This window comes from Rhodococcus sp. DK176 (assembly GCF_038447315.2).
GTDB lineage: Bacteria > Actinomycetota > Actinomycetes > Mycobacteriales > Mycobacteriaceae > Rhodococcus_F > Rhodococcus_F jostii_A.
Genome location: NZ_CP118321.2, coordinates 4705489 through 4727252, shown reverse-complemented (window position 1 = coordinate 4727252; position 21764 = coordinate 4705489). Strand labels below are relative to the sequence as shown.

Genomic DNA, 21764 nt, shown 5'->3' with positions numbered 1-21764 from the left:
GGCCGCGTCGGCGGACCGATTATTCGCCCGTGAATTCGGGGGCGCGCTTCTCGAAGACGGCGGTGATCGCCTCGGTCAGGTCCTGCGACGGCAGGAACGCGGCGTTCCACGCGGCGACGTAGCGGAGACTGTCGTCGACGGCGGCCGCGCGGGAGTGGTCGAGGACGTCCTTGATGCCGTGCACGACGAGCGGCGGGTTCGCCGCGATCTCGGCCGCGGTCGCGTGCGCGGCGGCGAGGACGGCGTCGGCGTCCGCGAAGACGTCGTTGACGAGACCGATCTTCTCGGCGCGCCCGGAGTCGATGTCCTTGCCGGTGAGCGCGAGTTCCCGCAGGTGGCCGTCGCCGATGATGGCGGGCAGCCTGGCGAAGCTGCCCATGTCGGCGACGATCGCGACCTTCACCTCACGGATGCTGAACGTCGCGTCGGTGCTCGCGTAGCGGATGTCGCACGCGGAGATCAGGTCGACGCCGCCGCCGATGCACCAGCCCTGGACGGCCGCGACTACCGGCTTGCGGCAGTCGGCGACCGCGTTGATGCCGGACTGCATCCGCTTGATCATGTCGTGGAACGTGGTACGCGGGCCGGCCTGCGCCTTGTCGGCGAGGACGGACCCGAAGCTGCCGCTCATGGCGGGCAGGTCGAGACCGAAGGAGAAGTTCTTGCCGGAGCCGGCGATCACCACGGCCCGCACGTCCGGATCGGTGTCGAGTTCCCCGAAGATCTCGGGAAGCTCGCTCCAGAAATCCGGGCCCATCGCGTTGCCCTTTCCGGGTCCGATGAGCGTCACCTGCGCGACGTGATCCTTGCGCTCGACGGTGAACGCATTCCAGGTCTTCTGTTCGGTCATTACTCCAGAGTAACCACCGCTCTCCGAGGTCAGGCGAAATACCCTGGAGGTCTCTGCACCGTCTTGTGAACGGACAGCCGCCATGACGCACCGGACGACCCCGGCCGGCAACGCCGTAGTCGTCGGCGCCGGAATGGGGGGACTGCTTGCCGCGGCGGCTCTCGCCGGCTCGTTCCGGAGCGTCGTCGTCCTCGACCGCGACATCCTGCCCGACACGGCCGTCCCGCGCAGGTGCGTGCCGCAGGCCCGGCACGTGCACGCGCTTCTCGCAGGCGGGCAGGCCGCGATGGAGGACCTCCTGCCGGGGTTCGTGTCCGAGCTCCTGGCCCTCGGCGCCACCGCGGGCGACGCACTGGGCAACATCCGGTGGATCGTCGACGGGCATCGGATGGCGCGCGAGATCAGTGGCGTCCCCGGCATTCTCGCGAGCAGGCCGCTCGTGGAGTGGCAGATGCGCAGCCGGGTCGAGGCCCTGCCGAACGTGCGGATACGGGACCGTTCCGACGTCACGGGTGTCACCGTCGACGGCGGCCGGGTGACCGGCGTGACCATGCAGCACCGGGGCGGCGTCCCGCCGGAGGTCGTCGAGACCGATCTCGTCGTGGACTCGTCCGGCCGCAGTTCGCAGACTGTCGCCCGGCTCGGCGAGCTGGGGTTCGCGCCGCCGGCCGAGACGCAGCTGGCCGTGGACGTCAGCTACGCGACGAGGCACTTCCGGCTCGACCCGCCGCATCTGGACGGGGATTCCGGCATCGGGATGGCGCCGGGACCGTCGAGTCCGCGCAGCGGATTCATGGGCGTGCAGGAGGACGGCACCTGGATCGTCACTCTCGCCGGGTACGGGGACGACGTGCCGCCACTGGACCCGGACGGTTTCCTCGACTTCGTGAAGTCGTTTCCCGCCCCCGACATGTACGACGCACTGCGCACGGCCGAGCCGGTGGACGCCGGAGTGCGGTACCGGATCCCGACGACCGTCCGGCGGCACTATTCCGCGGACGATCTGCCGTCGAACTATCTACCGTTCGCGGACGCCATCTGCTCGTTCAACCCGATCTACGGCCAGGGCATGAGCGTGGCCGCGGTGGAGGCGACGATCCTGCGGGACTGCCTGCGGTCGGGGCGGACGCATCTCGGTCGCCGGTTCCTCCGTGGGGCGAACCGGTGTATCGATGCCGCGTGGACGCTTACCGTCGACAACGACCTGCGGATCCCGGCCGTGCCCGGTCGGCGGTCGGCGCGGGTCCGGTTGGTCAATGCGTACACGTCACGGCTCGATCGGGCGGCGTCCGTCGACCCGGCCGTGGGGTCGGCGTTCCTCCGGGTGACGCATCTTCTGGACCGTCCGGGGGCGCTGCTCCGGCCGGCGACGGTGTTGCGGGTTCTGCTCGCCTCCCGCTGACGGGCGACCGCGAGATTACCTGTATATTGAAGTCACAGATACCTCAACGATCTGCGCCGCCACGAGAGGAAATCCGTGCTCGACATCGCCTGGAACCCGACGCTGAACACGCTGACCCGCAACGCCTGGCGACTGTCCTTCGGCGGCGGAATCGCGCCGGTCCAGCGAACCCCGTCGACGCGCATCCACGAGGCGCCCCATCAGGACCTCTACCGGTTCGACGCCACCGAGACCGACGGCGGCCGGCCCATCCTACTCGTCCCCCCGCTCGCGGCGCCCGCACACTGCTTCGACCTCCGGCCGGGCCAGAGCCTGGCCGCGCACCTGGCCGGTTCGGGCAAGGCGGCGTATCTCGTCGACTACGGCACCATGGGCTACTCCGACCGCGGCCTCGGGTTCGAGGACTGGATAGACGACTTCATCCCGGCGGCGGTCGAGCGTGTGTCCCGACTCCACGACGGTGCACCCGTCGACCTCATCGGCTGGAGCCTCGGGGGAACGATGTCGCTGCTCACGGCTGCGTGCCGGAACTATCTGCCGATCGGTTCCGTGACGGCGATCGGCACGCCGATCGATTACGAGTCGGTGACCATGATCGCGCCGCTGCGGATGGTCGGCCGGTTCACCGGCGATCGCCCCCTTACCACCGCGACTCAGGCGATGGGCGGGCTGCCTGCCCCGCTGGTCCAGGCGAGCTACCGCTTCACCGCGCTTCAGCGCGAGCTCACCAAGCCGTGGTTCATCGCCCGGAACCTGCACGACACCGAGACCCTCGCGCGCATGGAGTCCATCGACCGGTTCATGGCCGACATGCCGGGTTATCCCGCACGGTTCTTCCGCCAGGTCTGCACCCAGCTGATCCTCGGGAACGCGCTCGCCGCGGGGAGTTTCGAGACCCGGAACGGCGCGATCGCGCTGGCCGATCTCGCGGTGCCGGTTCTCGCGATCGGCGGCACCGAGGACGTCATCGCCCCGATCCCGTCGGTCCGGGCGGCGACGGACGTGTTCACCGGTTCTCCGTCGGTGCGGTTCGAGTCCGCGCCGGGCAGCCACCTGGGACTCGTCGCGGGCCCGAAGGCGAGGGACTCCACGTGGGCGCACATCGACGGCTTCCTCGACGGGGTCGTCGCGCACACCGCCTGAGATCAGGTCAGCCCGGCCCTCGCGACGGCACCCGCGAACAGGGCGGTGACTGCGGCGCCCATCGTCGATTGATCCACTTCCTCGGGGTCTACGGAGTGCTCGAGCACGAGACCGGAGATGAGGGCCATCAGCGAGATGGCCGTGGTGCGGACGTCGAACGTGTCGTCGACCCCCCATTCCTGCGCGCGTTCACCGATCAGTTCGACGAGCTTTCCCCGCAGTTGCCGCCGCTCCCGCAGGTAGGCCTGCGCGATCTGCGGGTCACGTGCCGCGAGCACGCCGAATTCGAGAACCAGCAGCGACCATCCCGGCTCGCGCACCATCCACGACGCGATCGCCTCGCCGCCTTTGCCCGCGGCGTCCGAGGGGTTCATGCCGGCGATCTCGGCGAGGACCCGTCCCGCCAGTTCGAGTGAGCGCGCGGCGAAGAGTTCGGCGAACAGGTCCTGCTTCGACTCGAAGTTCGAGTAGACCGCCCCCTTGGTGAATCCGGCCCGGCGTGCCACCTCGGCGAGCCTGGCCGCGCTGAAGCCGCGCTCGGCGAATTCCTCCGCCGCGGCGTCGAGGAGGCGCTGACGCACGACGTCACGTCCGGGACGCGTCGTGGGCGCCCATTCGGTGTGACGACTGTCCGGTTGACGATCTTCGGTCACGATACCTAGGGTATTCAATACCCACGGTATCGACAAGGATCGAGGACGTCCGATGACCATGACCGACAGCGAACCCCCCACCCCGGCTCCCGTGCACCACGACAGTCCGGTGTCGAAGTACGGCGCACCCAAGGTGATGGTCGCGCTGGTCTTCGGCGTTCTCCTTCTCCAGCTCGGCTTCATCCTCAGCTACGTGGCCGCGTTCCATCAGCCCACGCCCCGCGACATCGAGATCGGTGTCGTCGCGGCGGAGGGACTGCCCGCAGGCACGGACCAGCAGGTCGCCGACCGGCTCGATGCGATCGACGGCAGGCCGCTGCGCGCCCGTGTCGTCTCGGACACCGCGGAAGCCCGGCGGCTCCTCCACGACCGCGAGATCCAGGGTGCGTTCGTCATGAACCCCGTCGGCCCCGACACCCTGATCACGGCGAGCGCGGGCGGCAGTTCCATCTCCAGCGCGCTCGAATCGGTCTTCGCCGAGGCGGAGAACAGCCAGGGTCGCCAGTTCACGGTCCGCAACGAAATGCCGGTCGGTGCGCACGACAACCGCGGACTGTCCGGCTTCTATCTGGCGGTCGGGTGGGTTGTCGGCGGCTACCTGCTCGCGGCGGCGATCGGCCTGTTCGTCGGCGCCCCGCGAAGCCTCCGTCAGGCGTCCGTGCACACGGCTGTCCTGTTCGGCTACGCCGTGCTGTCCGGCGCCCTCGGCGCCCTGATCACCACTCACGTGCTCGGCACGTTCGCAGGCCACTGGTTCCCGCTGTGGCTCCTCGGAACAGGTGTCGTCTTCGGCACCGCCGTGTTCACGCTGGGGTTGCGCGCCTCGGTCGGCATCCTCGCCGTCCCCCTCGCGATCGCCGTCTTCGTCATTCTCGGCAATCCCAGCGCCGGCGGTGCGTTCGGTTCGAACGTGATCCCCGCCTTCTACGCGGCCATCGGACGCTGGATCACCCCTGGCGCCGGCACCGAGGGAATTCGCAGCATCGTGTACTTCGACGACGTGGGGCTGGGGCAGCCCGCGCTCGCCCTCGCGCTCTACTCCGCGGTCGGGCTCGGACTGCTGTTCGGGTTCACCGCCCGGCGCCTCCGGAAGCCGGAATCGACTACGCCCCGTTCCGATGTCGTGTCGGACGACGCTTCTTGATGTCGTGCCGGAGGAATGGACCTACTCTTGGTTCATGCCGACGCCCCTGCACCCCCACGCCGCGCATGTCGCCGAGACTCTGATCGCGCGAGGACACCATGGGGTGATCGTGACCCAGCCCGACTCCACCCACTCCGCGGCCGAGGCGGCGGAGTCTCTGGGGGTCGATATCGGGGCCATCACCAAGTCGCTGGTCTTCCTCCTGGACGACGATCCGATCCTGCTCCTCGTGTCGGGTGCGCACGAGGTGGATCTGGCGAACACGGGCAAACGACTGCAGGGAAATCTGACCCGGGCGCCCCTCGACATGGTGCGGATCGCGACCGGACAGCCGATAGGGGGTATCGCTCCGCTCGGACATCCCACGAACCTTCCGACGTACGTCGACAACGCCCTGTCGGAGTACGCGGAACTGTGGGCGGCCGCCGGGCACCCGGACACGGTCTTCCGCACATCGTTCTCCGAGTTGGTGCGAATCACCGCGGGCCTGGCGATCGACGTCGACTGAATCCCGGGCGGTTCACGCCCCTATAGTTGACGTCAGATCTCGTGAACGAGAGTGACGTGAACGAGAATGACACAGTGCCCACACGGGCCGATCCGGAGAATGATTTGTCCGACAGAGCCGAGAACGCCGAAACCGTCGATGGTTCGGACCTCCCCCGCGACCCTCACCTCGCGCCCGGAATCGGCGCCGAGGATTACCGCGCAGCCCTGCGCCGTCACCCGGCGGGCGTCACCATCGTGACCCTCGATTCGGGGTCCGGCCCGGTCGGCTTCACCGCGTCCTCGTTCTCCTCGGTCTCGCTGGACCCACCGTTGGTGTCGTTCAACATCGCGAACACGTCGTCCAGTATCGATGCACTTCATTCCGCGGATTCGCTGGTGATCCACCTCCTCGGGGAGCACCAGCAGCACCTGGCTCAGCGATTCTCCCGAAGCGCCGACCAGCGGTTCGCCGACGAGTCGCTCTGGGCGCGACTCGACACCGGCGAACCGGTCCTCCACGGAACTCCCAGCTGGTTGCGGGTCATCGTGGACCAGCTGATCCCCGTCGGCGATCACACGCTCGTCATCGGCCTCGTCACCCGCGTCCATGCCGAGGCAGACGACGACTCCGCTTCGGCTCCCCTGCTGTATCACGAGGGCCGGTATTACCGGCCCACTCCTCTCGGTTCAGCGAACGACGGCAACTGACCTGGTCAGGATGCCAGTACCCGCTCGCGGAGCGGGAGGTCGAAGCGGCGCAGCGCTTCGTCGACGGCGTCGGCGGAGGTGACGAGACCTCGCTCCTCCAGCCACGGAAGGGTGCCGTCGACGAGCTGCTCCAGAACTCTGGGCAGCGACAGCGGCAGCACGGTCACACCGTCGGCGACGCCGGCCGCCTGGATGTCGGCGATGAGCCCGGCGAGGCCGACCGGAGTTCCGATGTACTGCAACGACACCGGAGCACGCGGCGCCTCCAGGGCGCTGTCGAGGAGGGCCAGCTCCTTGCGGGCGGCGCGGGCCTCTCCGGCGATGAGCACCTCGAGGTCCACCAGGACGGTGACGCTGTCGGGGTCGCGACCGTCGGCGACGAGTTCGGCGCGGATCCGCGCGCGTTCCTGCTGCGCCTCACGCAGATCGGACGCCCGGATCCGGACGACGTTCGGCGGGAACGACGTGAGGTCGAGCTGATCCGTCGAGTCGGCGGTCAGGTCCACCCAGTAGTCCGCGCCGTTGATCGGCCGCGTGCCGGTGGCACCCTCGGCCGCCGGGTGGTGGCCGGAGCCGGTCAGTTCGACGGCGACGCGAAGGGGACGGGATACGAAGGCAATGTCTCGAGACATAGGGGTTCCTCGGGAATGACGTGTGAATGAAACGGAGCTGGAAGAACGGTCAGCTCGAACACATACCCGAGGCGGTTCGGCACAGATCGACATGCCGACGGCACCAGTGAGCAATCATTGTGCTCCCAGCCTGCGATGCCATGCCGTCATACTAGCGCGTCCCGCGAAAAACGCGTCTCCGGCACCGGATTCCACTGGCCGCTCTCCTTGGCGTAGGTCCAGCTCCGGCGGCCCGCCACCAGGGTGCGCACCGCGTCGACCAGCCGATCCACGTCCTCTGAGCAGCTTCCGAGACCCACACTCACCCGCACGGCGCCGTCGGGCCTGCCGAGGCGCCCCAGCAGCGGATGGGCGCAGAACCGCCCGTCGCGAACTCCGATTCCGTGTTCGGCGGAGAGGTAGGCGGCGATCTCTCCCGGCTCGAACCCGTCGATCGTGAACGTCACGATCCCCACGGTGTCGGGGGCGTCCGACCACAGCCGCAGGAATTCCAGGCCGTCGACGGAGCCGAGGCCGTCGAGGAGCCGGCCGGTGAGCGCGGCCTCGTGTGCGGCCACCGTGCCGAAGTCCAGCTCGGACAGTGCATCGCACGCGGCGGCGAGCGCCGCCGCGCCGAGCACGTTGGGGGTTCCCGCCTCGTGCCGGGCAGGGGCGGGCGCCCACTGGGTCGATTCGACGGTCACGTTCCGGACCGCCCCGCCGCCTGCGAGATAGGGCTCGGCGGCGTCCAGCCAGTCCCGGCGGCCCACCAGCACACCGGCACCGAAGGGGGCATACAGCTTGTGCCCGGAGAACGCGAGGTAGTCGACGCCCCACTCCTCGACGTCGATGCGCCGGTGCGGCGCGAGCTGAGCGGCGTCGACGAGAATCCGTGCGCCGCAACGATGCGCCACCTCGGCGAGGGCGGCGATCGGCAGAACCTCGCCGGTCACGTTGGATGCACCCGTCACCGCGAGCAGGGCGGTGGGCTTGGAGCACAGTTCGGCGACGAGCAGGCGGATAGTCTCCTCCAGCGCGTCCGCCGCCCTCACGACGCGAGAGTTCTTCCACGGCAGCAGGTTCGCGTGGTGCTCGATGTCGAGGACCACGGTGCTGCCGGGGACGCAGCCGGCGAGCAGATTCAGCGAGTCGGTCGTGTTCCGGGTGAAGACCACCACCTGGTCCTCACTCGCTCCGACGAATCGGGCGACCGAGTCGCGGGCCTTCTCGTAGCACTCGGTCGAGACCCGCGACGCGTAGCCGGCGCCGCGGTGCACGCTGGAGTACGTCGGGAGCAGTGCCCCGATCCGGTCGGTCACCTGCGCCAACGCCGGCGCACTGGCGGCGTAGTCGAAGTTGACGTAGGCACAGTCGCCTCCCTGAACGAGCGGAACCCGCAGGTCGGAGCCCGAAACCTGGGCTAGGGGGGCAACACACACGTCAGCGGTCAGTACAGCAGTCATCACGACATCCCTCGTAGTCAGGGACTCGTCGCAGGGTCGGTGCCCTCTCGGAGTCCGCGCTTGCCGGGTCCGGTATGGACCTCAGCCTGGTCGTCACCCGGAGCACCCCGCCGCGGTGGAGGGTTGCCGACCAGCTAGCCGGGGCTTGACGCTGGTACTCGTGACCTGTTTCGAAGATTGCAGGATCGACGCGCAGTTGTCAACCCGAAACCGGGAGGGCCGGGATCCGGGCCGCGGAACTCGCGTCAGTTGGGGGTCACCCCGAGGAGCGGGGCGAGCTGATTCGCAATCGGGTTGAGGTCCAGCTTGTTCGGGTCCTTCTTGGGCGTGGAGTCCCACGGCTGAACGGTGGCGGGGTCGCCGAACACGATCCGGTTCGCACTGCGGACGCCGGTGAGACTGCCCTGTGGGGCTTCGCAGGACGCGGCGGTGTTCTGCGGGAAGTCCTGCTGCGTGTCGTCGAAGTTCGGGTCGTTCCGCCTCATCTCCTGGAGGATCGCCTGGGTGCCCTCGTAGCCGACGGTGCACGACGGCGGATTGTTTGTCTCGGCCACCAGGCCCAGGTGCACGGTTCCGTCGTCGGGCGCAATGGTCGACGACGCCGCCGCCACCCCCGGCAGGTACACGAACAGGGTCTGCAGAGCCGTGGCCTGCACCGCGATCGTCTTCGCCGTGGCGGACAGGTTGGCGAGGTTCGTCGTGGCACCCGGTCCGGCCTCCGAGACGAGTTGTCCCACTTGATCGCTCGCCGGATTTCCGTTGTCGATCAGCCGCCGGACGTCCGGGTCGCTGCTGCGCAGCCGATCCGCGAGCGAGTCCAGGTCGGCACTGAAATCCTTGATCGCCGAGGACTGTTCGGACTGCGTGTCCAGCACGGTGCGACCGTTGCGCACCAGAGCCAACGTCCGGTCGAGCGATTCCGCGCCCGACGCCGACAGCCCCGACAACGAGTCCGCGAGCGACTGAAGGTCTTCGCCCTTGCCGTCGAACGCCGCGCCGAGTTCCGTCACGACGGTGTGGAGCGCGTCGATCGGCACGGATTCCGCCAATCCCTGTGTGCTGGCGAGCAATTCTTCGACGGGTACCGGCGTCGACGTGTCGGCGACGGCGATACGGGATCCGTCCGCGAGGAAGGGCTCGCGATCGGCGGCGGGCCGAAGGTCGACGTACTGCTCGCCGATCGCCGACCTGTTGGCCACGACGGCTTTCGCAGACGCGGGAATGTCGGGCGCGCTCGTGTCGATCCGCAGTTCGACGACGACGCCGTCCGGGGTCAGGGACAAGTCCCCGACGCGGCCGACCGGCACGCCGCGGTACGTGACTTCCGCATTGGTGAAGATGCCGCCCGACGTCTCCAATTCGAGGTTCACGGTGTATTCGCCGAACCCGAGGAGATTGCCCAGGCGCACGTAGTTGGCACCCACGTAGACGAGGCCCATGAGGGCCACGAGAACGAAGCCGATCAGCTGCCACCGGACGAGCGGCGACCTCACCGTCCACCCTCGATGTCGCGTCGACCGAACGTCGTCCCCACTTCGGGGAGCCGGCACCGGTTCGCGAGACGACTGGTGATGGTGGCGACAGGCACAGGCACTCCGATGACAGAGGGATACATGAGACGAGAAGTCACACATATATCTAGTCCGGTCGCCGTAGCAGCGCAAACTCCGCACCGCCCTCGGTGGCACACGTCACTCCCCGGCCTTGACTGAATTTTCAGTTTGGAATACGTTCGTTTCCCAACAGGACGTGATGACTGTCACCTCCGCCCCAGAATGTGAGGTCCGCAGTGTCCACGAATCTCGATCCGACGACGCCCGTCGACGACACCGCTCCCTCCCCGCCGGAGGACCGCTTCGGACACGTCGAGACGATCGGCGTGGAGTACATCCCCGAATCGGAACGCGATTCGCGACCGCTCAACATGCTCGCCGTGTTCTTCGGCGGCAATCTGGCGTTCTCGGTGATCGTGTTCGGATGGCTCCCCATCACGTTCGGACTCGGCTTCGGCAGTGCGGTCGCGGCCAGCGCGGTCGGCATCGGACTCGGCACGCTCCTCATCGCTCCCCTGTCACTCCTCGGCCCGCGCACCGGCACGAACAACACCGTGTCGAGTGGTGCGCACTTCGGAGTGAGCGGACGGATGATCGGCTCGGGGCTCACCCTGCTCTTCGCCCTCGCGTACGCCGCGATCGCGGTCTGGACCTCGGGTGACGCGCTGATCGCCGCCGCCCACCGCCTGCTCGGCACACCGGTCGACAACGGCATGCTCGCCCTCGGCTACGGCATCATCGCCGCCGAGATCGTGGCCGTCGCGCTGTTCGGCCACGGCACGGTGGTCGCGCTCCAGAAGTTCGTGCTGCCCGTCGTCGCCGCGCTGCTCCTGCTCGGTGTGTTCGCGTTCGGGGGTCGCTTCGACGGCGGAGCGGGCAGCGGCGACTATCTCCTCGGCGGGTTCTGGCCCACCTGGATTCTGGCCGTGGTCCTCGCCGTCGGCGGTCCGCTGTCGTACGCCCCGACGCTCGGCGACTACAGCAGGCGGATCTCCCGGGTGCGGTTCAGCGACCGTGCGATCGTCGCGGCCACCATGGCAGGCATCTTCTTCGGGCTGTTCCTGACCGCGGCTTTCGGATCGTTCACCGCGTCGACGTTCACCACGCTGAGCGACTCCTACGTTGCCGACCTGGTGGCCGAGGCGCCCGGTTGGTACGTGCTGCCGATCGTCCTCGTCGCCCTCGCAGGAGGACTCGGCCAGGGCGTCCTCAACGTCTACGCCAGCGGCCTCGACCTGGAAGCGCTGATCCCCCGGTTGCGTCGCGTCCACACCACGCTGATCACGTCGGCGCTCGCGGTGGCCCTGCTCTACATCGGCGTGTTCGTCGTCGACGCCGTCGATTCGATCACCGCAATGACCTTGGTGCTCAACGGTTTCGCCGCGCCGTGGGTGGCGATCAACGTCGCCGGCTTCCTGGTTGCGCGGCGAGGGCAGTACGACGCGGTCGACCTCCAGGTCTTCAACCTGGGCCGCAAGGGTGGACGCTACTGGTTCACCCGGGGCTGGAACCTGCGCGCCGTCATCCCGTGGGCGGCCGGATCCGTGTTCGGCGTCCTCGCCGTCGACACGTCGCTGTACTCCGGGCCCCTTGCCGACATCGCGCACGGTGTCGATGTCAGTCTTGTCGGATCGTCGGCCATCGCCGTGGCCGGCTACCTCGTCGCGCTGCGACTGTGGCCCGAACACGTGGCCCCGGTCGAGGCGCCGAGGCCCTAGGACGGCACGAACCGAAGGAGATTCACCGATGAGCGAGCGACGCGATGCGATTCTGAAGGCCAGCGCGACGGCCATTGCCCAACGAGGTATCCGCGGGCTTCGCGTCAACGATGTCGCGGAGGTCGCGGGTGTGTCGCCGGGACTGCTGTACTACCACTTCAAGGATCGCATCGGCCTCCTCGAGGCCGCCCTGAACTACATCAACGACCGTGCCCGCGCGTACCGCAGCGAGGGTGAGGGATCCGGCGACTCCGCTCGCGACCGCCTCACCCGCTCCCTCCTCGGGGAGATCCAGGACCGTCCCGAGGTCGTGGAGAACTCGTTGGCCTGGAACGAGTTACGCGCCTCCGCCGTGTACGAGGAGGCGCTGCGGGATCCCCTCGCGCGGACCACCGCGGCGTGGGTGTCGGAGATCGCCGACGCGATCGTGCAGGCGCAGGCCACCGGCGAGATCTCCCGCTCGCTCGACCCCCAGCCCACCGCGGTCACGATGACCGCCCTCGTCGAGGGCCTGTCCGGGCGGTGGCTCTGCAAGGAGATCTCCACCGAGGACGCCCGCTCCCATCTGCTCGGCGCGATCGACGTCGTGATGTCCGAGCCCACCCACCACACTGCCGACACTCCCGTCACACCCACACCGAAGGAATAACGATGACCATTCGCACGATCACCGCACTGCCCGCACCGTCCTCACCGGCGCGCTTCACCGAATCCGCCCGCACACCGCTGCGGGCCGGGCTGGTGCAGCACCGCTGGCGACCGGACGCGAACGCACTGCGCACCGCGTTGACCGACGCGATCGGCGAGGCCGCCGCACTCGGCGCCGCGGTGGTGTTCCTGCCGGAACTCACGTTGTCGAAGTACCCCGCCGACACCCGCGCGACCGGGACCCCCGGCCGCGACGCCGAGGACCTCACGACCGGCCCCACGTACAGTTTCGCGGCCGCCGCCGCCGCCCGGCACGGGGTCTGCGTCCACGCTTCCCTCTACGAACGAGCCGACGGCCCGGACGGTCTCGGCTTCAACACGGCCATCCTCGTCGCCCCGTCCGGTGAACTGCTCTCCCGGACCCGCAAGCTGCACATCCCCGTCAGCGCCGGCTATTACGAGGACACCTACTTCCGCGGCGGTCCCGCCGACGACGCCTACCCCGTCCACCGCCCGGTCGAACTGGACGGTGCGGCCATCGGTTTGCCGACGTGCTGGGACGAGTGGTTCCCCGAAGTCGCGCGGATGTATTCGCTCGGCGGCGCCGAGATCCTCGTCTACCCCACCGCGATCGGGTCGGAGCCGAGCGTCCCGTCCTTCGACACCCAGCCGATCTGGCAGCACGTGATCGTCGGAAACGGCATCACCAGCGGCACATTCATGGTGGTCCCGAACCGCTGCGGCAACGAGGGCGGCATCGACTTCTACGGTTCCTCGTTCATCTCCGACCCGTACGGCCGCGTGCTCGTGTCGGCTCCCCGCGACGAGGAGGCGGTCCTGGTGGCCGATCTCGACCTCGATCAGCGCAAGGACTGGCTCGATCTCTTCCCGTTCCTGACCACCCGCAGGCCGGACACGTACACCCGACTGACGGATCCCGTGGACCACGCGCACCCCTACGGACTTCCGACGACGGTATCGGCCGCGGAGGCCCGGTCGTGACCTGGCGGATGCCCAGTGAGACCGAACCGCAGGAACGGGTGTGGATGGCGTTCCCGCCCCTCGGGGCCTCGATGACCGCGACCGAGGACGACGCGCACGAGGCGCGGACCGCGTGGACGGCCGTCGCCCACGCGATCGTCGAATTCGAACCGGTCACGATGGTGGTCGATCCGGCGGACCGGGACGTCGCCCGGCAGTACCTGTCCGCGGACGTCGACGTGGTCGAGGCTCCCCTCGACGACGCCTGGATGCGCGACATCGGGCCCACGTTCGTCCTCGACGAGGACGACCGCCTCGGCGCCGTCGACTGGACGTTCAACGGCTGGGGGCAACAGGAGTGGGCCACCTGGGATCGCGACCGGTCGATCGGCGGGGCCGTCACCCGGTGGTCCGGTGCGCAGCCGGTCCCGTCGTCGATGGTCAACGAGGGCGGCGGGATCCAGGCCGACGGTCGCGGAACCGTGCTCGTCACCGAGACCGTGCAACTCGACCCGCTGCGCAACCCCGGCCTGGACGCGGCGGGAGTCGAGGCGGAACTCGCGCGCACGATCGGCGCCGAGCACGTGGTCTGGCTCCCCCGCGGCCTCACGCGGGATTCCGAGAAGTTCGGCACCAAGGGGCACGTCGACATTGTCGCGGCGCTGCCCGCACCCGGGGTGGCCCTCGTGCACTCCCAGCGCGACCGATCCCACCCCGACCACGAGGTGTCCGCCGAGATCCTGAAAGTACTGTCCGACAGCCGTGACCGTTCCGGTGCACCGTGGCGGATCGTCGAGGTACCTGCCCCGACTGTCCTGCGTGACGAGGAGGGCTGGGTCGACTACAGCTACATCAATCATCTCGTCGTCAACGGCGGCGTCATTGCGTGCGGCTTCGACGACCCTCACGATGCCCTCGCCCGCGACATCCTGTCGAGCGTCTACCCCGGTCGCCGTGTCGTCACGGTCGATGCCCGGCAGATCTTCGCGCGGGGCGGCGGCATCCACTGCATCACCCAGCACCAGCCTCGCGGGCGGATCTAGCGGGCACTGTTCTCGCTGTCCACTTCCGCGAGCCGCCTCGCCAGGAATCGCCGGGTCGGTTCGTTCGCCGCCAGACCGATCGCGGCGCGGTACTCCGCGCTCGCCTCGGCGGGCCTGCCCGCTCGGCGCAGCAGGTCGGCGCGGGTCGCGTGCACGGTGTGCGTCCGCGCCAGCCTCGGCTCCCCGGCGAGTGCGTCCACCTCGGCGAGGCCGGCGTGGGGGCCGTCCCGGAAGCTCACTGCGACAGCGCGATTGAGCCGAGCGGCGGGCGAGTCACCGTACGTGCCGAGTTCGTCGTAACCGGCGACGACGGCGTTCCAGTCGGTGGCCGCCCAGTCCGGCGCCGTCGCGTGGGCGGCCGCGATCGTGGCCTGCGCGCTGTACGGACCGCCTCCCCGGCGCCGTGCGGCCCGCAGGCACACGACGCCTTCCTCGATCTTCGCCCGGTCCCAGCGCCGCCGGTCCTGCTCCTCGAGGGGGATGAGATCGCCCACGCCGTCCGTTCGCTGAGCGCGTCTGCTGTCGTGAAACAGCATGAGCGCCATCAGCGCCCACGCCTCACCCTCGTCCGGCATCAGCTCGCACAGCAAACGGCCGAGCCGCAGCGCCTCCTCGCAGAGTTCGTCGCGGATCGCCGTGTCGCCCGACGTGGCCGAATAGCCCTCGGTGAACACCAGATAGATGCACGCGAGTACCTGCGGGGTCCGCTCGGGCAGCAGATGGTCGGGCGGGACCCGGAACGGGATACCGGCGGTCCGGATCTTCGACTTCGCGCGGCTGAGCCGTTGGGACACGGTCGGTTCCGGGGCAAGGAACAACCGGGCGATCTCCGCCGGCCTCAGCCCGGCCACCAGGCGGAGAGTCAACGCGACCTGCGACTCCGGGGACAGCGCGGGATGGCAGCACGTGAACATGAGCCGCAACTGGTCGTCACGCACCGGCCACACCTCTTCCTCGTCCGGAGGTGGAACGAGCCGCGCCGCATCGTGCTCCTTGTCGCCGCGCAACGATTCCCGTCGCAACCGGTCCAGTGCCCGGTTGCGGGCGACGGTCGTGATCCAGGCTCCCGGGTTCTCGGGCAGTCCCGCCTCCGGCCAGCTGCGGATCGCCTCGGCGAACGCCTCCTGCACCGCATCTTCCGCGAGGGACAGGTCGCCGACCATCCGTGCCACGGTCGCCAGCGCCCGACCGGACTCCTCCCGGAAGACGCGGCTCAGTGTGTCGCCGTCCATTACTCGGCGTAGGCGACGATCTGCCGGAGCTCGATGCAGCCCTTCGGCGTCACCGGGATCTTCGCCGACAACGCGATCGCACTCTCCCGGTCCTCGGCTGCGAGCACGTACAGGCCGTTCGCGACCTCGGCTGTCTCGGCGAAGGGCCCGTCGGTGAGAAGGAGTTCCCCGTCGCGAACGCGGATCGTCGTCGCGGAGTCCGGCGGATAGAGGGCCCCGCCGCCACGCACCGCGGACCCGGCGAGGCGACCGAACTTCTCGTGCTCGGCCATTCCCTCGTCCCACTGGGGTGTGCCCGGCGCCACCGCCGCCGCCACCGGTTCGCGGAGCAGCGCCATCCAGCAGCCTGTCTGATCGGTCACGGGCATCCACTCGAACATCGGCCACAACTCGATGATCGCCTCGGGGATGTGCCGCGCCACATTCAGCACCTCGTCCAGGTTCGGTCCCTCGAGGACGTAGAAACCACCGATCACCTCCGCGGTCTCCGCGAACGGACCGTCCGTGATCAGCGCGCGGCCGCCGTCGTTCCGGATGGTCGCCGCCTCCGCGCTCGGATACAAGGCACCACCTCCGACGATCGCGGAGCCCGCTCTCTCCGTGAACGCCTGGTGGCGCGCAACGGCCACCGCGAACTCCGGACTGTCCGGTGGCCATTCGGTGGCGTTCTTCTCGTCCGCCAGCAATGCCAGGTAGTACATGAGGTCATCCTTCCTCGAAAAGAAGGAACTCGGGTGCTCCTTCTGACCAGACGACGAAGTAGCGGGGGAAACTTCGACATGTGAGGTGAGAGAACCGGCAACTGCGGGTGAAGAATGGTCGAAGAAGCCCTACCGACCACCAACTGTTCACCATCTGGCCACCTGATCGTGAGATAACGAGCCGTACGCACCACCACCCGCTCAGAGAAGGAATTCTGGATTGTCTCTCCAGTCGCCGACGGATTCGGACCTGTCGCTCCGTATACCCCGGGAATTCCTCCGCCGTGAATTCGCACCGGCGCCGCGCACACTCGTCGACATCCTGTTCGCGACGGCCGAGGCGAACCCCGAAGCCCCGGCGATCGACGACGGCTCGACGTCGCTCACCTACCAGGAACTGCTCGAGGAGATCCGGCAGACCGCGGAGGTCCTGGCCGAATCGGGAGTCGGGGCCGGCGATCGCGTCGGAATCCGAATGCCGTCCGGATCCTGCTCGCTCTACGTCGCGATCCTGGCGACGCTCGCCGTCGGCGCCGCCTACGTGCCGGTCGACGCGGACGACCCCGAGGAACGCGCCGAACTCGTGTTCGGTGAGGCGCAGGTCCGGTGCGTGATGACCGGCACCGGGATCACCGCGGGCACCGCCCCCGACAGGGCCGAGTCGCCGAGCGCCCGTCCGCCGACCGTCGACGACGACGCCTGGATCATCTTCACCTCCGGTTCCACCGGCACCCCCAAGGGGGTCGCGGTGAACCATCGCAACGCGGCGGCGTTCGTGGATGCCGAAGCCCGGATATTCCTGCAGGAAGACCCGATCCGGCCCGGCGATCGGGTGCTGGCCGGACTGTCGGTCGCGTTCGACGCGTCCTGCGAGGAGATGTGGCTCGCGTGGCGTCACGGCGCCTGCCTCGTGCCCGCGCCCCGGTCCCTGGTGCGCAGCGGCATGGACCTCGGCCCGTGGCTCGTCGCGCGCGACGTCAGCATCGTCTCGACGGTGCCGACGCTCGCGTCGCTGTGGCCTGCCGAGGCCCTCGAGGCCGTGCGCCTGCTGATCTTCGGCGGCGAGGCCTGCCCGCCCGAACTGGCGGAGCGACTCGCCGTCGACGGACGCGAGGTATGGAACACGTACGGGCCCACCGAGGCGACAGTCGTGGCGTGCGGCGCCCTGATGGACGGCAAGAGTCCGGTCAGTATCGGCCTCCCGCTGGACGGCTGGGACCTCGCAGTGGTCGACGCAACCGGTGAACCCGTCCCCGAGGGCGAGGTGGGCGAACTGGTCATCGGCGGTGTCGGTCTGGCCCGGTACCTCGACCCGCAGAAGGACGCCGAGAAGTACGCACCGATGCCGACACTCGGCTGGGATCGCGCGTACCGCAGTGGCGACCTCGTCCGCCTCGACCGCCGCGGACTTCTGTTCCAGGGTCGCGCGGACGATCAGGTGAAACTCGGTGGCAGGCGGATCGAACTGGGCGAGGTCGACAACGCCCTGCAGAACCTTCCCGGCGTCGGCGGCGCGGCGGCGGCCGTCCGCAGGACCGGTGCCGGTCACCAGGTCCTCGTCGGCTATCTGGCCAGCACCAACCCCGACTTCGACCTCAAGGCGGCGCACACCGCGCTCACCGAGCAACTCCCGGCGGCGCTGGTTCCCCGGCTGGTGCTGGTCGACGAACTGCCCACCCGCACGTCCGGCAAGGTCGACCGGAACGCCCTGCCCTGGCCTCCGCCGGGTGTCGACGACGCCGCGGAGAAACTGGGTCTCGAGGGCACGCAGGCCTGGGTCGCGGGGCTGTGGACGGCGATTCTCGGTGCCGAGATCACGGGCCCCGACGACGACTTCTTCGAGCTCGGCGGTGGATCGCTCTCGGCGGCCCAGCTGGTCACGGCGCTGCGCGAACGGTTCCCCGAGGTGACGGTCGCGCAACTCTACGACCACCCGCGGCTCGGTTCGCTCGCGGAATACCTCGACGAGCTGGCGCCGATCGACGCCGCCGAACCCCGCCTCGTCACGCCGACTCCGCGTCGGAGCCAGCTCGCGCAGATCGCGGCGACCGTTCCCCTGACCACGCTCACGGGCCTGCAGTGGGTCACGTGGCTGGCCATCGCGAACAACGTCTTCTCCTGGTTCACGACGGTGCCGTGGGCGCCCACGGTGTCGTGGTGGTGGATTCTGCTCGCGTTCTTCGCGTTCATCAGCCCGGTCGGCCGGATGGCGATCTCGGTGATCGGTTCGCGGATCCTGCTGCGCGGACTCGAGCCGGGAACGTATCCCCGAGGCGGCAGCGAACACCTGCGGCTGTGGGTGGCGCTGCGCCTGACCGAGGCCAGCGGTGCCGCGAACCTGTCGGGCGCGCCGTGGATGCTCTACTACGCGCGGGCGCTCGGCGCGAAGGTCGGCAAGGGCGTCGACCTGCACACGCTCCCACCGGTCACCGGCATGCTCGAGCTCGGCGACGGATGCTCCATCGAACCCGAGGTCGACCTGTCCGGACACTGGGTGGACGGCGACGTCGTCCACATCGGTGCCATCAAGATCGGTCCGGGTGCGTCGGTGGGCGCCCGGTCCACGCTGGTTCCCGGCGCCACCATCGGGCGCAACGCCGAGGTCGAGGCGGGTTCCGCCGTATTCGGACGCGTCAAGGCCAATCAGCACTGGGCCGGCTCACCGGCGGTCAAGGTCGGCAAGGCCGTCCACCCGTGGCCCGAGGAGACCCCGCGCCGCGCGGCCTACTGGGTTCCCGCGTTCGGCGTGACGTCGATGCTCATCGCCGGACTGCCGATCTTCGCCCTCGTCGCCGGCATCGTGGTCATCGGGTGGTGGATCCGCGACGCAGGCACGATCGGATCCGCCGTACTCCAGTCGCTGGTGATCCTTCCCGCCGCGACCCTCGTCAGCCTCGCCGTGTTCGCGGTCCTCACGGTCGTGTCCGTCCGGCTGCTGTCGATCGGGTTGCGTGAGGGGTACCACCCGGTCCGCAGTCGCATCGGCTGGCAGGTGTGGGCCACCGAACGCCTCATGGACTCCGCCCGCACGTTCCTGTTCCCGCTGTACGCGAGCCTCCTGACGCCGGGATGGCTGCGGTTGCTCGGCGCCCGGATCGGCAAGAACGTGGAAGCGTCGACCGTGCTCATGCTGCCGAAGTTCACCACCGTGGCGGACGGCGCATTCCTCGCCGACGACACGATGATCGCGAGTTACGAACTCGGCGGCGGGTGGATGCACATCGAACACGCGAAGGTCGGCAAGCGCGCCTTCCTCGGCAACTCGGGGATGACCGGTCCGGGTCGGCGCGTGCCCAAGAACGGTCTCGTCGCGGTGCTGTCGGCCACGCCGTCGAAGGCGAAGTCCGGTTCGTCCTGGCTGGGCAGTCCCCCGGTCCGCCTCCGCAGGGCGCCCGGCGACACCGACGCCTCCCGCACGTTCCGTCCCCCGGTCCGGCTCAAGGTGGCCCGCGCGGTCGTGGAGACGTGCCGCCTCATCCCGGTGACGGTGACGTTCGGAATCGGCCTCGGCGTGCTGTTCGCGCTGCAGGCGATGGCTCACCACATCGGCTTCTGGCTCGCGGCACTGGCCAGCGGCGTCGTCCTCCTCGTCGCGGGTGCGGTCGCGGGGTTGATCTCCGTGATCGCGAAGTGGCTGGTGGTCGGCCGGATCGGGAAGATCGAGCACCCGTTGTGGAGTTCGTTCGTGTGGCGGAACGAGGTGTCGGACGCCTTCGTGGAAACGGTCGCCGCACCCTGGTTCGCCCGTGCCGCGACGGGCACCGCCGTCCTCAACGTCTGGTTGCGGGGCCTCGGAGCCACCATCGGCAAGGGTGTGTGGTGTGAAACCTATTGGCTGCCCGAGGCGGATCTCGTGACGCTGGGCGACGGCGCGACCGTGGAACGGGGGTGTGTCGTGCAGACTCACCTGTTCCATGATCGGATCATGTCCATGGACACCGTCATCCTCGGAGCCGGCGCCACCCTCGGCCCGCACTGTGTCGCGCTGCCCGCCGCCCGGATCGGCGAAGGCGCCACGGTCGGCCCGGCCTCGCTCGTCATGCGCGGCGACACCGTGCCGCCGTCCACGCGGTGGCAGGGAAATCCGATCGCCCCCTGGGCGGCCACGTGAAGGCTGACAAGGGGATCGACGAGCCGGTCGACCCGTATCTCCCCCAGAACGGAAACCGCGGATACCGGGTGTCCCGGTACGAACTCGACCTCACCTACAAGGTGCACAGCAACCGGCTGGCAGGCAAGGCGACGATCACCGCGGTCACCACCGAGGCCCGCTCCCGGTTCGCCCTGGATCTGGCGTCCAATCTGCACGTCACGAAGGTCGCCACCAACGGTTCCCGCAACACGAAGTGGTTGCACCGGAACGGCAAGCTGATCGTCACGCCCGCGCAGGCGATCCCCGCGGGCGGCGCCCTCGTGCTCACCGTCCAGTACGGGGGTTCGCCGAAACCGATCCGCAGTGTGTGGGGTGAGGTCGGCTGGGAGGAGCTGTCCGAGGGCGCGCTGGTTGCCAGCCAGCCCAACGGGGCGGCGTCCTGGTTCCCGTGCGACGACCACCCGAGTTCGAAGGCCAGTTACCGCATCGCGATCACGACCGATTCGCCGTATTACACGGTCGCCAACGGTGCGCTGGTGAGCAGGCAGACGCGAGCCAGCCAGACGACGTGGGTGTACGAGCAGACCGAGCCGATGGCGAGTTATCTGGCCACCATCCAGATCGGGCCGTACGAACGCCGAAGCCTCGGTTCCGGGGGTGTCCCCATGTTCGCCGTCCACCCACCGCGGCTGCGTTCGACGTTCGACGTGGACTTCGGCCGGCAGCCTCAGATGATGGACGTGTTCTCCCGACTGTTCGGCCCGTACCCCTTCGCCGACTACACGGTGGTCGTGACGGACGACGAGCTGGAGATCCCGCTCGAGGCGCAGGGACTGTCGATTTTCGGTGCCAACCATTGCACGGGCCGGCGCGGATACGAACGTCTGGTGGCGCACGAACTCGCCCACCAGTGGTTCGGCAACAGTCTGACACTCGGCCAGTGGCGGGACATCTGGCTGCACGAAGGTTTCGCCTGTTACGCCGAGTGGATCTGGTCGGAGAACTCCGGCGGGCCTTCGGCGCACCAGCTCGCGCAGCAGGCGCATCAGGGCCTGGCCCGCAAACCGCAGGACCTGGTGATCGCCGATCCGGGACCGCAGCTGATGTTCGACGACCGCGTCTACAAGCGCGGCGCGCTGACACTCCACGCGTTGCGACGCCGGCTCGGCGACGACAAGTTCTTCGGGCTGCTGCGGCAGTGGACGCTGGCCCATCGCCACTCCACCGTCACGAGCGAGCAGTTCACCGACCTGGCCACCCACTACACCGACGAGCCGCTGCGCCTGCTGTGGGATTCCTGGCTCGGCGAGAAGACTCTGCCGCCGATGTGAG

Annotated in this window: 19 protein-coding genes and 1 riboswitch; of the genes, 11 read left to right on the top strand and 8 right to left on the bottom strand. The window is 69.0% G+C overall.

The window, feature by feature from the left end; all coding sequences use genetic code 11:
* Positions 1-19: 19 nt before the first annotated feature.
* The gene (locus PSR88_RS22355) at positions 20-850 is read right to left on the bottom strand and encodes a crotonase/enoyl-CoA hydratase family protein (protein WP_016884169.1); all 831 of its coding nucleotides are present in this window, start codon (positions 848-850) and stop codon (positions 20-22) included.
* Positions 851-932: 82 nt separating this feature from the next.
* On the opposite strand from PSR88_RS22355, the gene PSR88_RS22350 reads away from it, so the two are divergent.
* Positions 933-2252, top strand: coding sequence for a hypothetical protein (locus tag PSR88_RS22350; protein ID WP_016884170.1), 1320 nt, complete (start codon positions 933-935; stop codon positions 2250-2252).
* A 75-nt stretch (positions 2253-2327) separates the two neighbouring features.
* Complete coding sequence (locus PSR88_RS22345) at positions 2328-3395, top strand: alpha/beta fold hydrolase (RefSeq protein ID WP_016884171.1); 1068 nt, start codon at positions 2328-2330, stop codon at positions 3393-3395.
* 2 nt (positions 3396-3397) lie between these two features.
* On the opposite strand, the gene PSR88_RS22340 is transcribed toward PSR88_RS22345, so the two are convergent.
* The gene (locus PSR88_RS22340) at positions 3398-4108 is read right to left on the bottom strand and encodes a TetR/AcrR family transcriptional regulator (RefSeq protein WP_011596813.1); all 711 of its coding nucleotides are present in this window, start codon (positions 4106-4108) and stop codon (positions 3398-3400) included.
* Here PSR88_RS22340 and PSR88_RS22335 point away from each other — a divergent pair.
* The 3 genes from PSR88_RS22335 to PSR88_RS22325 all read left to right on the top strand — a co-directional run bounded on the left by PSR88_RS22335 (position 4101) and on the right by PSR88_RS22325 (position 6389).
* Positions 4101-5192, top strand: a complete 1092-nt coding sequence (locus PSR88_RS22335; protein ID WP_016884172.1) for a membrane protein — start codon at positions 4101-4103, stop codon at positions 5190-5192. The genes PSR88_RS22340 and PSR88_RS22335 overlap by 8 nt on opposite strands.
* 34 nt (positions 5193-5226) lie before the next feature.
* Positions 5227-5700: a YbaK/EbsC family protein gene (locus PSR88_RS22330; RefSeq protein ID WP_005244991.1), complete on the top strand. Its 474-nt coding sequence runs from the start codon at positions 5227-5229 to the stop codon at positions 5698-5700.
* A gap of 179 nt (positions 5701-5879) precedes the next feature.
* Complete coding sequence (locus PSR88_RS22325; RefSeq protein ID WP_337460725.1) at positions 5880-6389, top strand: flavin reductase family protein; 510 nt, start codon at positions 5880-5882, stop codon at positions 6387-6389.
* A 5-nt stretch (positions 6390-6394) separates the two neighbouring features.
* Here PSR88_RS22325 and PSR88_RS22320 read toward each other — a convergent pair whose 3' ends face one another.
* From PSR88_RS22320 to PSR88_RS22305, 4 genes are all read right to left on the bottom strand, one after another.
* A complete protein-coding gene (locus tag PSR88_RS22320; RefSeq protein WP_016884173.1) occupies positions 6395-7021 on the bottom strand; it encodes a hypothetical protein in 627 nt (208 codons plus the stop codon).
* A gap of 49 nt (positions 7022-7070) precedes the next feature.
* Positions 7071-7139, bottom strand: a complete 69-nt coding sequence (locus PSR88_RS22315) for a putative leader peptide (protein WP_369325290.1) — start codon at positions 7137-7139, stop codon at positions 7071-7073.
* Between the two features lie 28 nt (positions 7140-7167).
* Complete coding sequence (locus tag PSR88_RS22310; RefSeq protein WP_011596811.1) at positions 7168-8463, bottom strand: aminotransferase class V-fold PLP-dependent enzyme; 1296 nt, start codon at positions 8461-8463, stop codon at positions 7168-7170.
* A 51-nt stretch (positions 8464-8514) separates the two neighbouring features.
* Positions 8515-8629: riboswitch (SAM riboswitch) on the bottom strand.
* Between the two features lie 79 nt (positions 8630-8708).
* On the bottom strand, positions 8709-9956 hold the full coding sequence (locus PSR88_RS22305; RefSeq protein WP_016884174.1) for an MCE family protein: 1248 nt from the start codon (positions 9954-9956) through the stop codon (positions 8709-8711).
* A 296-nt stretch (positions 9957-10252) separates the two neighbouring features.
* Here PSR88_RS22305 and PSR88_RS22300 point away from each other — a divergent pair, with 296 nt between their 5' ends.
* The 4 genes from PSR88_RS22300 to PSR88_RS22285 are packed head-to-tail and all read left to right on the top strand — an operon-like array spanning position 10253 to position 14406.
* Entirely contained in the window at positions 10253-11734 is a 1482-nt protein-coding gene (locus PSR88_RS22300; RefSeq protein ID WP_011596809.1) for a purine-cytosine permease family protein, read from the top strand.
* A 28-nt stretch (positions 11735-11762) separates the two neighbouring features.
* Positions 11763-12383, top strand: a complete 621-nt coding sequence (locus PSR88_RS22295; RefSeq protein ID WP_009477455.1) for a TetR/AcrR family transcriptional regulator — start codon at positions 11763-11765, stop codon at positions 12381-12383.
* A gap of 2 nt (positions 12384-12385) precedes the next feature.
* A complete protein-coding gene (locus tag PSR88_RS22290) occupies positions 12386-13384 on the top strand; it encodes a nitrilase-related carbon-nitrogen hydrolase (RefSeq protein WP_016884176.1) in 999 nt (332 codons plus the stop codon).
* Entirely contained in the window at positions 13381-14406 is a 1026-nt protein-coding gene (locus tag PSR88_RS22285) for an agmatine/peptidylarginine deiminase (protein WP_016884177.1), read from the top strand. The genes PSR88_RS22290 and PSR88_RS22285 overlap by 4 nt, the downstream gene beginning before the upstream one ends.
* Here PSR88_RS22285 and PSR88_RS22280 read toward each other — a convergent pair.
* Complete coding sequence (locus PSR88_RS22280) at positions 14403-15638, bottom strand: RNA polymerase sigma factor (RefSeq protein ID WP_016884178.1); 1236 nt, start codon at positions 15636-15638, stop codon at positions 14403-14405. The genes PSR88_RS22285 and PSR88_RS22280 overlap by 4 nt on opposite strands.
* Positions 15638-16339: a YciI family protein gene (locus PSR88_RS22275; RefSeq protein WP_009477451.1), complete on the bottom strand. Its 702-nt coding sequence runs from the start codon at positions 16337-16339 to the stop codon at positions 15638-15640. Before PSR88_RS22275 ends, PSR88_RS22280 begins: the two co-directional genes overlap by 1 nt.
* A 220-nt stretch (positions 16340-16559) precedes the next feature.
* Between PSR88_RS22275 and PSR88_RS22270 the strand changes: the two genes are divergently transcribed.
* Positions 16560-20450, top strand: a complete 3891-nt coding sequence (locus PSR88_RS22270; protein WP_011596803.1) for a Pls/PosA family non-ribosomal peptide synthetase — start codon at positions 16560-16562, stop codon at positions 20448-20450.
* Positions 20447-21763, top strand: coding sequence for a M1 family metallopeptidase (locus PSR88_RS22265; RefSeq protein ID WP_009477448.1), 1317 nt, complete (start codon positions 20447-20449; stop codon positions 21761-21763). The genes PSR88_RS22270 and PSR88_RS22265 overlap by 4 nt, the downstream gene beginning before the upstream one ends.
* Position 21764: the final 1 nt, after the last annotated feature.